The sequence below is a fragment of the Enterobacter sp. FB genome (assembly GCF_000805795.1).
GTDB lineage: Bacteria > Pseudomonadota > Gammaproteobacteria > Enterobacterales > Enterobacteriaceae > Enterobacter > Enterobacter roggenkampii.
The window spans coordinates 39,835-54,378 of record NZ_JSZC01000008.1; the positions used below are offsets into that span (position 1 = coordinate 39,835).

The 14,544-nt window shown below is 57.6% G+C and carries 13 protein-coding genes; 6 read left to right on the forward strand and 7 right to left on the reverse strand.

The features are described 5' to 3' along the window. The 5 genes from PI91_RS05655 to fdnG all read right to left on the reverse strand — a co-directional run bounded on the left by PI91_RS05655 (nt 1) and on the right by fdnG (nt 6,664). Nucleotides 1-921, reverse strand: coding sequence for an alpha/beta hydrolase (locus tag PI91_RS05655; RefSeq protein ID WP_039265629.1), 921 nt, complete (start codon nt 919-921; stop codon nt 1-3). A 219-nt stretch (nt 922-1,140) separates the two neighbouring features. Beyond that, complete coding sequence (gene fdhE, locus PI91_RS05660) at nt 1,141-2,070, reverse strand: formate dehydrogenase accessory protein FdhE (protein ID WP_039265630.1); 930 nt, start codon at nt 2,068-2,070, stop codon at nt 1,141-1,143. Next, nucleotides 2,067-2,702, reverse strand: coding sequence for a formate dehydrogenase cytochrome b556 subunit (gene fdoI, locus PI91_RS05665; protein WP_008501832.1), 636 nt, complete (start codon nt 2,700-2,702; stop codon nt 2,067-2,069). The genes fdhE and fdoI overlap by 4 nt, the downstream gene beginning before the upstream one ends. Further along, a complete protein-coding gene (fdxH, locus tag PI91_RS05670; RefSeq protein WP_008501831.1) occupies nt 2,699-3,601 on the reverse strand; it encodes a formate dehydrogenase subunit beta in 903 nt (300 codons plus the stop codon). The genes fdoI and fdxH overlap by 4 nt, the downstream gene beginning before the upstream one ends. 12 nt (nt 3,602-3,613) lie before the next feature. Then, a complete protein-coding gene (fdnG, locus tag PI91_RS05675; RefSeq protein WP_113771491.1) occupies nt 3,614-6,664 on the reverse strand; it encodes a formate dehydrogenase-N subunit alpha in 3,051 nt (1,016 codons plus the stop codon). 371 nt (nt 6,665-7,035) lie between these two features. Between fdnG and fdhD the strand changes: the two genes are divergently transcribed. Further along, nucleotides 7,036-7,872, forward strand: a complete 837-nt coding sequence (gene fdhD, locus PI91_RS05685) for a formate dehydrogenase accessory sulfurtransferase FdhD (protein WP_023326326.1) — start codon at nt 7,036-7,038, stop codon at nt 7,870-7,872. 114 nt (nt 7,873-7,986) lie between these two features. Further along, complete coding sequence (locus tag PI91_RS05690; RefSeq protein ID WP_008501827.1) at nt 7,987-8,199, forward strand: DUF1471 domain-containing protein; 213 nt, start codon at nt 7,987-7,989, stop codon at nt 8,197-8,199. Between the two features lie 40 nt (nt 8,200-8,239). Here the strand turns inward: PI91_RS05690 and PI91_RS05695 are convergent, their stop codons facing one another. Both PI91_RS05695 and PI91_RS05700 read right to left on the reverse strand, forming a co-directional pair. Then, nucleotides 8,240-8,563, reverse strand: a complete 324-nt coding sequence (locus tag PI91_RS05695; RefSeq protein ID WP_021242796.1) for an AzlD domain-containing protein — start codon at nt 8,561-8,563, stop codon at nt 8,240-8,242. Then, complete coding sequence (locus PI91_RS05700; protein ID WP_039265633.1) at nt 8,563-9,222, reverse strand: AzlC family ABC transporter permease; 660 nt, start codon at nt 9,220-9,222, stop codon at nt 8,563-8,565. Before PI91_RS05700 ends, PI91_RS05695 begins: the two co-directional genes overlap by 1 nt. 102 nt (nt 9,223-9,324) lie before the next feature. Between PI91_RS05700 and PI91_RS05705 the strand changes: the two genes are divergently transcribed. The 4 genes from PI91_RS05705 to PI91_RS05720 all read left to right on the forward strand — a co-directional run bounded on the left by PI91_RS05705 (nt 9,325) and on the right by PI91_RS05720 (nt 14,423). Beyond that, the gene (locus PI91_RS05705) at nt 9,325-9,873 is read left to right on the forward strand and encodes a helix-turn-helix domain-containing protein (RefSeq protein WP_021242797.1); all 549 of its coding nucleotides are present in this window, start codon (nt 9,325-9,327) and stop codon (nt 9,871-9,873) included. A gap of 17 nt (nt 9,874-9,890) precedes the next feature. After that, nucleotides 9,891-10,886 carry a LacI family DNA-binding transcriptional regulator gene (locus PI91_RS05710; protein ID WP_032675660.1) on the forward strand — a complete coding sequence of 332 codons (996 nt, stop codon included), beginning with the start codon at nt 9,891-9,893 and terminating at the stop codon, nt 10,884-10,886. A 103-nt stretch (nt 10,887-10,989) separates the two neighbouring features. Then, nucleotides 10,990-13,113 carry an alpha-galactosidase gene (locus PI91_RS05715; RefSeq protein ID WP_039265635.1) on the forward strand — a complete coding sequence of 708 codons (2,124 nt, stop codon included), beginning with the start codon at nt 10,990-10,992 and terminating at the stop codon, nt 13,111-13,113. 44 nt (nt 13,114-13,157) lie between these two features. Further along, entirely contained in the window at nt 13,158-14,423 is a 1,266-nt protein-coding gene (locus PI91_RS05720) for an MFS transporter (protein ID WP_023326324.1), read from the forward strand. Nucleotides 14,424-14,544: the final 121 nt, after the last annotated feature.

Sequence of the window (14,544 nt, forward strand, 5' to 3'; positions counted from 1 at the left end):
TTACGCTCCCCGGGCGTGCTGAATCCGCCCGGCGATATCCCGCATAATATCTCGTGCTGATTGGCTAATTCCACCAAGCTGGAAGAAGCCATGTATTACTCCCAGCCATCGCTGAGCGGTACACGTCACTCCTTGCTCCGTGAGGCGTTGAAACAGCGCCTCTCCTTCATCGCATAACGGATCGTACTCAGCGGTAACGATATGGACAGCTGGCAGGCCGCTGAAGTCTTCTCGCCACAGCGGGCTAACCTCAGGATGCTTACGGTCGGCTCCAGCCAGATATATTTCATAGCCGCTCAGCAGGGTATCGCGAGTAATTACGTAATCCATGCCGTTGAGGGTATAGCTTTCAAAACTGGCCGTGGCGTCGAGCATGGGGTAGATAAGAATAAGCTGTACAGGCTGCCAGAGCCCTTTAGCCTTAAGCCGCAGCGCCGTTACCAGCGCCAGATGTCCCCCCGCGCTGTCTCCGCAAAAGGTGATCCGGTTTTTATCCACGCCCAGTTTATCCGCATATTGCCAGACCAGATCTGCACCTCTTTCCGCATCGTCATGTGCGGCGGGGAAGGTATGCTCCGGCGCCAGCCTGTATTGAATCGCAACCACCCGGCAATTGCCGTAGCAGGCTAACTGACGGAGCTGGTTGTCATGGGTATCAAAGCCGCCGCTGATAAAGCATCCGCCGTGGTAGTAGATGGCAGCAGGCAATAGTTCAGGCGCATTGAGAGGTGAAAATACCCGAATGGTAAGACCCTCAAGAACAAGCGTCTCCACCTGAACGCGCGTTTCGGTCTCCCCGGCAAGCCCTGTGCTGGCAATATAGCCTGCTCGTCGCACCTCAATGCTCTGGCGACGTGACGAGGGCCGCCCTGCAGCGATAAATCCCTGAACCAGCTGTGCAATACCCTTTTCCAGCGCCATGAATAATCCCTTTTACTGTATGGATGAACAGTTTTATAGCCTGGTTTGATTCAAAAGAAAACAAGAATAGTGTTGAGGGCAACAACCTGGAAAGCGGCTCGCAAAGGCGGTAACGCGTCTCTCAACGAGAATGGAGAGTATCTGGCATGAAAGGCGGCGGGTATTGCTGTCGAATTACAGGCCGGGCAAGCACGCGCCGCCCGGCACTGTCACAGGGAATTACTCCCCTTCGCCCGGGAACAGGAACGGGTTAATCGAGCTGCGGGCAAAGCCCTCCTGCTCCATCTTCGCGTCCAGAATCAGCGAGGCGAGATCGTCGGCCACCGCTTCGACTTTCGGGTCCTTTTCCTGATAGAGAATCTTCAGGTAGGTGCCGCAGTCGCCGCAGCTTTCGGCTTTCACCGCCGCGTCTTCGTTTTCCAGCGACCAGTAGTTCAGATCGCGGGTCTGCTCGCAGTTGCTGCACTTGATGCGCACCACGTGCCACTCGGTTTCACACAGGTTGCAGTGCAGGTAGCGCAGCCCCTGAGTGGTGCCGATTTGCACCATGCTGGAGACCGGCATTGAGCCACACACCGGGCAGAACTGACGCGCCTCGCCGTATTCGGCGCGAGCTTTGCCCGGGATCAGGCTTGCCATTTGTGCCCAGTAGAGCGACAGCGCAGCCCAGATAAACGGCGCTTTATCGCTGCTGACCAGCGAGAAGTCGGACGCGAACAGCGCGCTCGCCATCTCTTCAAGCTCTTGTTCGGACGCTTTTTCCAGATTCTCAATGACCGCCAGCGCGGTTCCGCTCATTTCCGGCTTCAGCTCGGCAATCAGCGAATGCAGCAGCTTTTGCCAGTGCTTGTCGCGCGGCAGGACGTGAATGTCCAGCGGCGGCTTGCCCTGCGCGTTGGCTTCTTTGATCCGCGTGGTCAGGTCCATTTGCAGCGGGTGGTCGTACAGCACCACTTCCTGCGCGTGGGCGACCAGCGCGGCAAAGCGCAGAAAATCACCCAGCGGGTTGTTCTCTGCCAGCTCGCGCAGACGCTCTGCGCGGCGGTTGTAGAGGTTCTTGAGTCTGGGGAATAACAACGGCGGAATATAATCCGCCGTGCGTTTCTCGCTCGACCCCAGCTCATCTTGCGGGATTATGCGAATACTCATTCAGATGACTTTTCCTGTTTCTGGCGGACTTCACGGTACCAGCGCGGGTGATGTTTCTTCGCCCACGTGCTGGTGACCCATCCCTCCACCATCGCGGTAATGGTGCCTTTCACCCAGAGGGCGGCGTAGATATGCACCATGATAACCACAATTAACGCCACTGCGGCAAATGAATGCAGCATTAACGCAAATCGGATCACCGGGATTGAGAAAGCAGGCGCAAAGTACGGACGCCAGATGATCACGCCGCTCACCAGCAACAGGACCAGGAAGATAATCGCCGCCCAGAATACGCATTTCTGGCCGAAGTTATAACGCCCGGTGTCACCCACTTCCTCGTTGACGACGATCTTACGAATATTCTTCGCCCAAAAGATATCATCCCGATTGATTAGGTTATGGTGCCAGTAGCGGAAAAACATGATGATGAACGACGCGAACATGATGACGCCCACAAACGGGTGCAGGATGCGCGCCAGCTGTGGTGTCCCCATGATCTGCATCAGCCAGTTGAAGGACGGGAAGAAGAACCCCAGCCCGCTTATCGCCGCCAGCATGAAGCAGAAGGCGGTGACCCAGTGGTTGATGCGTTCCGGCGCGGTGTAGCGCACGATGGTGTCACGTTTTCTCATTTGCGCACCTCGTCTTTCTCTTCATGCAGGTTGTCGTCTTCCTCTTCCGCGCGGTTCGGACCGACGCCGACGTAGTGGAAGATGCTCGCTGCGAAGGTGGCAGCAAAGCCCACCGCTGCCAGCGGTTTCCAGATGCCTTTCCAGAACTTCACGGTAGCGCTGATTTCCGGGTTCTCCGGCAGACCGTGGTACAGGTTCGGCTTGTCGGCGTGGTGCAGCACGTACATTACGTGCGTACCGCCAACACCGGCCGGATCGTACAGGCCCGCGTTGTCGTAACCACGGGTTTTCAGCTCGCCCACGCGCTCTGCCGCCAGCGTTTTCATATCCTCTTTAGAACCAAAGTGGATGGCGCCGGTTGGGCAGGTCTTCACGCAGGCAGGCTCCTGGCCGACGGTAACGCGGTCCACGCACAGGGTGCATTTGTAGACGCGGTTGTCTTCCGGGTTCAGGCGCGGTACGTCGAACGGACAGCCCGCGATGCAGTAGCCGCAGCCAATGCACTGCTCGGACTGGAAGTCGACGATGCCGTTGGCATACTGAATGATAGCCCCTTCTGACGGACATGCCTTCAGGCAGCCCGGATCCGCGCAGTGCATACAGCCGTCTTTGCGGATAAGCCATTCCAGCTTGTCGTTCTGCTCCACTTCCGAGAAACGCATCACCGTCCAGGACTTGGCGGTCAGGTCCGCCGGGTTGTCGTACACCCCGACGTTGTGGCCCACTTCGTCACGCAGGTCGTTCCACTCAGAGCAGGCCACCTGACAGGCTTTACAGCCGATACAGGTGGTCACGTCGATAAGCTTCGCCACTTCCTGCTGGTGGTCCCGCGCCTGAGGCGCGGGCGTGAAACCGTTAGTCGCGGAACGACGGATAATGTCTTGAGATTGATAAGCCATAAGTCGTCTCCGTTACACCTTTTCCACGTTCACGAGGAAGGCCTTAAACTCCGGCGTCTGCGTGTTCGCATCACCGACGAACGGCGTCAGAGTGTTCGCAATGAACCCTTTCTTCGCCACGCCCTCATAACCCCAGTGAATCGGAATACCGATGGTATCCACCTGCTGACCGTGAACGTTCAGCGTGCGAATACGCTTGGTCACCACCGCCTTGGCCTTAATGTAGCCGCGGTTAGAGGAGACCTTCACGGTATCGCCATGGGCAATGCCGAGCTTGTTCGCCAGCTTCTCGCCGATCTCCACAAACTGTTCCGGCTGCGCGATGGCGTTAAGCAGCGCGTGTTTGGTCCAGTAGTGGAAGTGCTCGGTCAGACGGTAAGTGGTGCCCACGTACGGGAACTTGTCCTTTTTACCCAGCGCGTCGAAATCGCTCTTGAAGATACGGGCTGCCGGGTTAGAAACCACGTTCGGGTGCAGCGGGTTGGTGCCCAGCGGCGTCTCAAACGGCTCGTAGTGTTCCGGGAACGGACCTTCCGCCATCTTATCGATAGCGAACAGACGCCCCATCCCTTCAGGCTGCATGATAAACGGTCCGACGTCGCTGCCTGGTGCGGCAGTGCTGTAGTCCGGAATATCCACGCCGCCCCATTTCGCACCGTCCCACTTCAGCAGCTGACGCTTCGGATCCCACGGGTTGCCCTGCGGGTCAGCGGACGCGCGGTTATAGAGGATACGGCGGTTGAGCGGCCATGCCCATGCCCAGCCCAGCGTATTGCCCAGACCCGACGGGTCGGCGTTATCGCGGTTGGCCATCTGGTTGCCTTTCGGCGTCCAGCTACCGGCAAAGATCCAGCAGCCGCTGGAGGTGGTGCCGTCGTCACGCAGGTGCGCGAAGGTACTGAGCTGATCGCCTTTCTTCGCCAGCACGGTGCCGGTGGCCGGGTCGATAACGTCCGCCAGCGCCTTACCGTTGCTCTCCATCGCCACTTCTTCCGGCGCTGGGTTTTCCGGCGTCGAGTAGTTCCAGGTCATGTTCAGCACAGGCTCAGGGTTCGCGCCGCCTTCAGCCGCATACATCTTACGCAGGCGTAAGAAGATACCGGCCAGGATCTCGCCGTCGTTCATGGCGATGCCCGGGGCGTCCGCGCCTTTCCAGTGCCACTGCAGCCAGCGCCCGGAGTTGACGATAGAGCCGTTCTCTTCCGCAAAGCAGGTCGATGGCAGACGGAACACTTCGGTCTGAATCTTCGACGGATCGACGTCGTTCGATTCACCGTGGTTCTGCCAGAAGGTCGAGGTTTCGGTATTGAGCGGGTCAATCGTCACCAGGAACTTCAGCTTCGACAGCGACTCAACAACCTTGTTCTTGTTCGGGAACGAGGCAACCGGGTTAAAGCCCTGGCACAGATAGCCGTTCACTTTGCCCTGGTGCATCATCTCGAAATACTGCAGAACGTCGTAGCCTTTGTCCCACTTCGGCAGCCAGTCAAAGCCCCAGCTGTTTTCCGCCGTCGCTTTGTCGCCGAAGAAGGCTTTCATCATTGAGACGAAGAACTTCGGATAGTTGCCCCAGTAGTTCACCTGGCCTTCAAGCAGCGGTTTAGGCGTGCTGGCCGTCAGGTAGGTTTGCAGGTCGGTCTGTTTCTCGCTTGGCAGGTTCATGTAGCCCGGCAGGCTCTGAGACAGCAGGCCGAGGTCGGTCAGACCCTGAATGTTAGAGTGACCACGCAGGGCGTTCACGCCGCCGCCTGCCATCCCCATGTTGCCGAGCAGCAGCTGCACCATCGCCATGGTGCGGATGTTCTGCGCGCCGATGGAGTGCTGCGTCCAGCCGAGGGCGTACAGGAACGACGCGGTTTTGTCTTTCGCGCTGGTTTCGGCGATCAGCTCGCACACCTTCAGGAAGTCCGCCCTCGGCGTACCGCAGATGTTTTCGACAACCTCCGGCGTGTAGCGGGAGACGTGCTCTTTCAGCAGGTTCCACACGCAGCGCGGGTGTTGCAACGTGGTGTCACGCTTCGCAAAACCTTTCTCATCCAGCTCGTAGTTCCAGCTGGTTTTGTCGTACTTGCGTTTTTCGGCGTCGTAACCGCTAAACAGACCATCTTCGAAGTGGTAATCCTCACGCACGATCAGGCTGGCGTTGGTATAGGCTTCGGTGTATTCGCGGTTGTATTTTTCGTTGGTCATCAGGTACAGCAGTACGCCTGACAGGAAAGTAATGTCAGTACCTGAACGAATAGGGGTGTAGAAATCCGCCACTGACGCAGTACGCGTGAAGCGGGGATCGATCACAATCAGTTTCGCACCGTTGTGGATTTTGGCTTCCATCGCCCAGCGGAACCCGACAGGGTGCGCTTCAGCGGCGTTACCGCCCATCACCACAATGAGGTTGGCGTTCTTGATGTCGACCCAGTGGTTGGTCATCGCACCGCGACCAAATGTTGGAGCAAGACTTGCTACCGTTGGTCCGTGTCAGACACGCGCCTGGTTGTCGACCGCGAGCATACCGAGTGCGCGCGTAAATTTCTGGGTTAAATAACCGGTTTCGTTGCTGGAGGCAGAGGCACACAGCATCCCGGTGGAGAGCCAGCGGTTGACCGTGACGCCGTCGGCGTTTTTCTCAACAAAGTTGGCATCGCGGTCTTCTTTAATCAGTTTAGCGATGCGGTCAAACGCCTCTTCCCAGCTGATTTGCTGCCATTTGTCGGAACCCGGCGCGCGGTATTCAGGGAATTTCAGGCGGCTTTCGGAGTGGATAAAGTCCACCAGACCGGCCCCTTTCGGGCACAATGCGCCGCGGTTAACCGGGTGATCCGGGTCGCCTTCGATATGGAAAATAGACGCTTTGGCGTTTTTAGCACCGTCGCCGAGGCTATACATCAACAGCCCGCAACCGACAGAGCAGTACGTACAGGTATTACGGGTTTCACGGGTGCGCAGCAGTTTATACTGCCGCGTTTCCGCCAGCGCTACGCCGGGTGCAAAGCCCAGTGCCGCTGCCGTGGTGCCTGCCATACCGCCAGCGCAGATCTTAAAGAACTGCCTTCTGCTGACCTGCATGGGTCACTCCTTGTTTCGACATTGCTTACATATGTAGTTTTGACTTCGCGGTTGAAGAATGACCGCAAAGGAAAAAATTTGCGTTAATCCCTCAATTCCACGAGGGATATCATCAGAATACCACATTGTCGGTACAGCTGTTCTAATGGCGTTAATACAAAGTGAACGTATTATCACCATGTTGATTATAAAGTGTGATATTGATCACGTTAACAGCTCTGCATGTTAAAGCGGTGTAGCCGGTGGCAGGTTGCACCCCTGCTAAATGAGTAGGAGAATGGTTGTCGAAAAGTTGATCCATACTATGCGTACAGCCTGTGGTTTATGCTGCAATAGCACGCTCGCTTCCGTGGTTGTTCAGGAATACCGCTGTGTCTAAACAAAACCGTGATCCCCACTCGTCACCCCTGCCTGCCGGCATTGTGGAACTGTCGGTACACCGACCGCCCCACATAACCGATGCCATACCCGATTTTCTGGCCGAAGAAGTGCCCGTTGCGCTCGTTTACAACGGCATATCGCATGTGGTGATGATGGCGTCTCCGAAAGATCTTGAGCTGTTCGCCATCGGTTTTTCCCTCTCGGAAGGCATCATTGAGCATCCGCAAGATATCTATGGCATGGACGTGGTGCAGGCCTGCAACGGCCTGGAAGTGCAAATCGAGCTCTCCAGCCGCCGCTTTATGGGGCTGAAAGAGCGTCGACGCGCGCTGGCCGGGCGTACCGGCTGCGGCGTGTGTGGCGTTGAGCAGCTCAACGATATTGGCAAACCTGTTTCACCACTGCCGTTTACTCAGACCTTTAATCTGGCGCACCTCGATCCTGCGCTTGAGCACCTTAACGATGTACAGCCTATCGGCCAGCTCAGCGGCTGCACGCACGCGGCGGCGTGGGTATTGCCGTCGGGAGAGATTGCCGGTGGGCATGAAGACGTGGGCCGCCACGTGGCGCTGGATAAGCTGCTCGGTCGTCGTGCGCGTGAAAGTGAGGTTTGGCAGCAGGGCGCCGCGCTCGTTTCCAGCCGCGCCAGCTATGAGATGGTGCAAAAATCGGCGATGTGCGGGGTGGAGATCCTGTTTGCCGTGTCGGCGGCAACGACGCTGGCGGTGGAGGTGGCCGAGCGCTGCAACCTGACGCTGGTGGGCTTTTGCAAGCCGGGAAGGGCAACCATTTATACCCATCCACAGCGATTAATAGTTAATCAGTAATTTTGAATAATAATAGCAAATCCTTCCGCTTTTAGTTGTTCGCGATGAGGTCTAGTATTTATCTCATCAAGGCACGGTGCCTTACCTAAACAACTTAATGAAAGGGTTTATATTATGAAAAGCATCAAAACTTTTGTCGCTGTAATCGCTCTGGCTACTTCTTTTGGTTCTTTCGCTGCGCAGACCGTAACCGCAACCGCCTCTACCATTGATGGTGCAGAAGCGAAAATCGCGGCTCAGGCTCAGGAAGCGGGCGCGTCTTCGTACAAAATTACCCAGGCATTCACCGGTAACCGCGTACACATGACTGCTGAACTGAACAAATAAGCGAGTCACACCGTCGAAAGAGCGCCCCCGGGGCGCTTTTTTAGTTTATGCCCGCCACGCGCAGCAATGCCGTCACCACTGCCGCGGCCACAATGACCACGATTAACGGCATTTTCCGCCAGGCCAAAAATACCGCAAACGCCACGCCCAGCACGCGCGCCATGCCCGCGAAGTGGTCTCCCTCATAAAAGGTGGTCGCCAGCGCCACGGAGAACAGCAATACCGTTGCCGCATCTGACAGCAGCGCCTGAGAACGCTCCGACAACGCCAGCCGGTTGCCGAGTTTGGCGCCGCCAAGGCGCATTAAATAGGTTCCGGCAGAAAGAATGGCGATGCCGAGAATAAAGACCGTCATGTTTTCCATTATTTTTTCCTCGCGGCAAGACCGAGTAAAGAGAGCAGTACCGGTAATCCCACCGGGGCAAACGGTACGGCGGCCAGCGATAACACGGCGCCGCTGCAGGCGCGGATCAGCGTGGTACGGTTTTTAAATGCGGGAACCACTAATGCCAGCAGAATGGCCGGAAATACCGCATCCAGCCCGATGGTCTCCGGGTCGGGCAACAGTTTGCCGACCATAGCCCCCAGCAGTGCGCCAAGCGGCCAGACGATGGCGACGCCTAAGCCGCACAGCCAGTAGGCGGCTTTACGCTGCTCGGCGGTTTTTTGCGACAGGCCAAACACCACGCTTTCATCGTTCATGATGTGGCAGCCCAGCAGGCTCAGACCGCGCTTGCCCACCAGCTCTCGCACCGTCACGCCAAACGGCACGTGGCGCGCGTTGACCAGCAAACCTGCCGCCGCGGCCGCCAGCGGATTGCCGCCGCTCGCCACGATGCCGATAAACATGAACTCAGACGCGCCCGCCAGCACGGTAATGGAGAGCACAAACGGCACCCAGACCGGGAAACCGTAGGCCATCGCCAGCGAGCCGTAGGACATCCCGACCACGCCCACCGCGAGGCAGACCAGAATGATTGCTTTTAAGGTGTCGCCTTTCAGACAAGAGAGATGATGCTTCATACAATTTTAGCCATATCGAACGTGTATCCATTATAATGAACGCAACGAAACTGATTTTCAAGACGAACGATTTGTTCGTTTTATAGAACGCGAGGCCGTTATATGACGCAGCCGATCAGCCTGATCGCCAAAAGTCTGGTGCGAGAACGCCTGCGAACCGGGCTTTCACTGGCGGAAATTGCCCGCCGTGCCGGGATCGCAAAATCTACGCTTTCCCAGCTGGAGTCCGGCAACGGTAACCCTAGCCTGGAAACGCTGTGGTCGCTCTGCGTGGCGCTGGATATTCCTTTCGCCCGCTTGCTTGAGCCGCAGCTACCGACCACGCAGGTGATACGCCGTGGTGAAGGGACGAAAGTGGTCGCCGGAGAGGCTAATTATGAAGCCATTTTGCTGGCAGCATGCCCTCCCGGCGCGCGCCGCGATGTCTATCTTCTGATGACCCAACCGGGCGCAGACCGTCTTTCTCAGCCGCATCCGCCGGGCTCGGTGGAACATATTATTGTGACGCAGGGGCGGGCGCTGGTCGGCCTGCTCGACGCGGCGGAAGAGCTCGGCGCAGGGGATTACATTTGTTATCCCGCCGACCAGCCGCACATCTTCAAGGCCCTGGAGCCAGACACTTACGCGCTGCTGGTGGCGGAACAAAACTAACAGAGATACGGAAACTCATGTCGCTTAAAGCCATTGCCAAAGAACTGGGGCTGTCAGTCACCACCGTCAGCCGCGCCCTCAACGGATATGACGACGTTTCTCACGAGACGCGCGCACGCGTGGAAGCGGAGGCCCAGCGACGCGGCTATCGGCCTAACACCTTCGCCCGTCGTCTGAAGATGGGCAAAATCGACGCCGTTGGGCTGGTGTTCCCGGTCCATCCTGTTCCGCTCAATAACAGCGTATTTATGGACATGGTCGGCGAAATTAGCCACGAACTGGCGCGACATGAAATCGACCTGCTGCTCATCGCAGACGACGATCTGGCGGATAAGCACAGCTATATGCGCATGGTGCAAAGCCGCCGCGTGGATGCGCTGATCGTGGCACACACGCTGGATCGCGATCCCCGTCTTGAGCAACTGCAGGCGGCCGGTTTTCCTTTCCTGGCGCTCGGGCGCAGCCAGCTGCCGCAGCCGTACGCGTGGTTCGACTTCGACAACTATGCCGGTACGTACAATGCGACCCGCTGGCTGATCGGAAAAGGCCATCAGCGCATTGCCCTGCTGGGCGAAAGCAACAATCAGGCATTCATCACCCAGCGCCGTCAGGGCTATCTGGACGCGTTGCGGGAAGCCGGGCTTTCCAGCGAATGGCTGCGCGCCATGCCCCCTTCACGCCGGGTGGGGTATGCCACCACGAAAGAGCTTCTCTCGCTGTCGCAGCCGCCCACGGCCATCATTACCGACTGCAACACTCATGGCGACGGCGCGGCGATGGCGCTGGCGGAGCTGGGCCGCCTGACCGGCGAGAACGCCGTTGCGCTGGTGGTTTATGACGGGCTTCCGCAGGACAGCATCGTCGATGCTGACGTGGCGGCAGTGATCCAGTCCACCCGTCAGGGCGTCGGGAAACAGATTGCCGATATGGTTCGCCAGCTGATCAACGGCGAGGCGATTGAGCAGCTCCAGGTGCTCTGGCAGCCCGAATTCTCTCCCGGCCAGACGGCCTGAATCTCTCCATTTTCTAAACCCGATCACAAATCCGAAACGTTTTGGTTTGTATCCGAAACGTTTCGGATCAAAACTCAAGGCATCCCATGACAGGAGATGTCTGATGCAAGATTCCATTTTACGACTCGAAAGCGCGACGGTGGATGTGGTGATAAAAACGCACCCGTTCGCCGAAATTATTTACTGGGGGCCGCATCTTCAGCACTTTTCGCCGCAGAATGCTGAAACCCTTTCCCGGCCAGTTGCCAACGGCAGGCTGGATGTTGATTCTCCAGTCACGCTGATGGCCGAGCTGGGGCACGGCCTGTTTGGGTCACCCGGTATTGAAGGGCATCGTCTGGGCCTGGACGGTTCACCTCTCTTTAGCACCACAGACGTCCAGCAGCAGGGGCAAACCCTGACGATTACGGCAGAAGATGAACATGCGGGCCTGCGGCTGACCAGCGAGCTGGCGCTGGACGCCAGCGGCGTGCTGGCGGTGCGTCACGGCTTAACCAACCTGAAAGCGCAGGCGTGGCAGGTGGACCGTTTTGCCATAACGCTACCCGTGGCCGAACGCGCGCGGGAGGTGATGGCCTTCCATGGACGCTGGATCCGGGAATTTCAGCCGCACCGCGTGACGCTTGAGCACGACAGCTTTGTGATTGAAAACCGCCGGGGTAAAACCTCTCATGAACACTTCCCGGCGCTGATTGCCGGTACGCCGTCATTCAGCGAAATGCACGGCGACGTCTGGGGCGTGCATCTGGGCTGGAGCGGCAACCACCGCCTGCGTGCGGAAGCCAAAACCGACGGCCGCCGCTATCTGCAGGCTGAAGCCCTCTACCTGCCGGGCGAAATGGCGATTGAGGAGGGCGGCACGCTCTGGACGCCGCGCCTGTATGCAAGCTACTCCGCGCAGGGCCTGAACGGCATGAGCCAGCAGTTTCACCATTACCTTCGCGACAACGTTATCCGCTTCCCCGAAAACAAACCGCGCCCGGTCCACCTCAATACCTGGGAAGGCATCTACTTTAACCACGACCCGGATTACATCATGCGCATGGCCGACGAGGCGGCCGCGCTGGGCGTGGAGCGCTTTATCATCGACGACGGCTGGTTCAAAGGTCGCAACGACGACTACGCCGCGCTGGGTGACTGGTATCTGGACGAGAAGAAGTACCCGAACGGCCTCACGCCGGTCATCAGCCATGTGAAACAGCTCGGCATGGCGTTTGGCATCTGGGTTGAGCCGGAGATGATTAACCCGGATTCCGATCTTTATCGTGCGCATCCCGACTGGGTGCTGGCGTTGCCCGGCTACAGGCAACATACCGGGCGGCACCAGCTGGTGCTTAACCTGAACATTCCGCAGGCGTTTGATTACCTGGTGGAGCGCATGAGCTGGCTTCTGGGTGAACATGAGGTCGACTACGTGAAGTGGGACATGAACCGTGAGCTGGTACAGCCGGGTCACGACGGGAAGGCCGCCGCCGACGCGCAAACCCGCCAGTTTTATCGCCTGCTGGACGTGCTGGGCAAGCGTTTCCCGCACGTCGAATTTGAATCCTGCTCCTCCGGCGGGGGGCGAATTGATTATGAAGTGCTGACGCGCTGCCACCGCTTCTGGGCCTCGGACAACAACGATGCGCTGGAGCGCAACGCTATCCAGCGCGGCATGAGCTACTTCTTCCCGCCGGAGGTGATGGGGGCGCATATCGGTCATCATAAATGTCACGCCACCTTCCGCCAGCACAGCATTGAATTCCGCGGTCTGACGGCCCTGTTTGGCCATATGGGGCTGGAACTGGATCCCCTCACCGTTGATGAGCAGGAGCGCGAAGGTTATCGCCGTTACGCCGCGCTGTATAAGCAGTGGCGCGAGGTTATCCATCAGGGCACCCACTGGCGCGTGGATATGCCGGATGCCACTACGCTGGCACAGGGTATTGTGAGCGAAGATAAAACGCAGGGACTGTTTATCGTGAGCCAGCTCGCCATGCCGGACTACACGTTGATGATGCCGCTGCGCATGCCGGGGCTTGAGGCCTGCGCGCAGTATCGTATTTCGCTGCTCGATCACCCTGAGATTCGCATCACCGGTGAGGGAGGCCATACCATGCGCAAGCTGCCGGCATGGATGGAAACGCCGCAAACGGCGAGCGGTGAGTGGCTGATGCAGGCGGGCATTGCGCTGCCGATTCTCGATCCGGAAAGCGCCATCCTGATTGGCGTGGAACGCGTGTAAAGGTGACGGGCCGGGAAACTGGCCCTCCGTTGAGGATAAAAATAATGAACACAACAACCTGTACCCACAAAGACAACCCTAATTTCTGGATTTTCGGGCTGTTCTTCTTTCTCTACTTTTTCATCATGGCCACCTGCTTTCCGTTCCTGCCGATCTGGCTGTCGGATATCATCGGCCTCAATAAAACCCATACCGGCATCGTCTTCTCCTGCATCTCACTCTCGGCCATTGCCTTCCAGCCGGTGCTTGGGGTGATCTCGGATAAACTGGGGCTGAAAAAACACCTGCTGTGGATCATCTCCGTGCTGCTGTTCCTGTTTGCCCCTTTCTTCCTCTACGTCTTTGCGCCGTTACTGAAAGCCAACATCTGGCTGGGCGCGCTGAGCGGCGGCATTTATATCGGCTTTGTCTTTTCGGCGGGCTCAGGAGCCATTGAGGCCTACATTGAACGCGTGAGCCGTAACAGTTTCTTTGAGTACGGCAAGGCGCGCATGTTTGGCTGCCTCGGCTGGGGGCTGTGCGCCTCCACGGGCGGGATCCTGTTCGGCATCGATCCGTCGTATGTTTTCTGGATGGGTTCGGCGGCGGCGCTGCTGTTGATGCTGTTGCTGGTGGTCGCAAAGCCAAGACCCAATCAGACGGCGCAGGTGATGAATGCGCTGGGTGCCAACCAGCCGCAGATCACTGCGAAAACGGTCTTTAGCCTGTTCCGTCAGCGCAGAATGTGGATGTTTATTCTGTACGTGATTGGCGTGGCCTGCGTCTACGACGTCTTCGACCAGCAGTTTGCTACCTTCTTCAAAACGTTCTTCGCCACGCCGCAGGAGGGCACTCGCGCCTTTGGTTTTGCGACCACTGCCGGGGAAATCTGCAATGCGATCATCATGTTTTGTTCACCGTGGATCATTAACCGCATCGGCGCGAAAAACACGCTGCTGATCGCCGGGGTGATTATGGCGACGCGCATTATCGGCTCGTCGTTTGCCACCACCGCCGTAGAAGTGATTGCCCTGAAGATGCTGCACGCGCTGGAGGTGCCGTTCCTGCTGGTAGGGGCCTTCAAGTACATCACCGGGGTGTTTGATACGCGTCTTTCGGCGACTATCTATCTGATTGGCTTCCAGTTTGCCAAACAGTCGGCGGCAATCTTCCTCTCCGCGTTTGCCGGGAATATGTATGACCGGATCGGTTTCCAGGAGACATACCTGATGCTGGGCTGTTTCGTGCTGGCGATTACGGTGGTGTCGGCGTTTACGCTCAGCAGCAGGGAGGAGATTGCGGCAGGCAATAAGGCGCTAGAAGTCCATTAACGCCCTGAACCCACTCACTATTCCGGCGTTGGTCAAAAAATGAATAACCTTATAAAAACTACGGCATTGATAATCATTTTCAATATCATTTAATTAACTATAATGAACCAACTGCTTACGC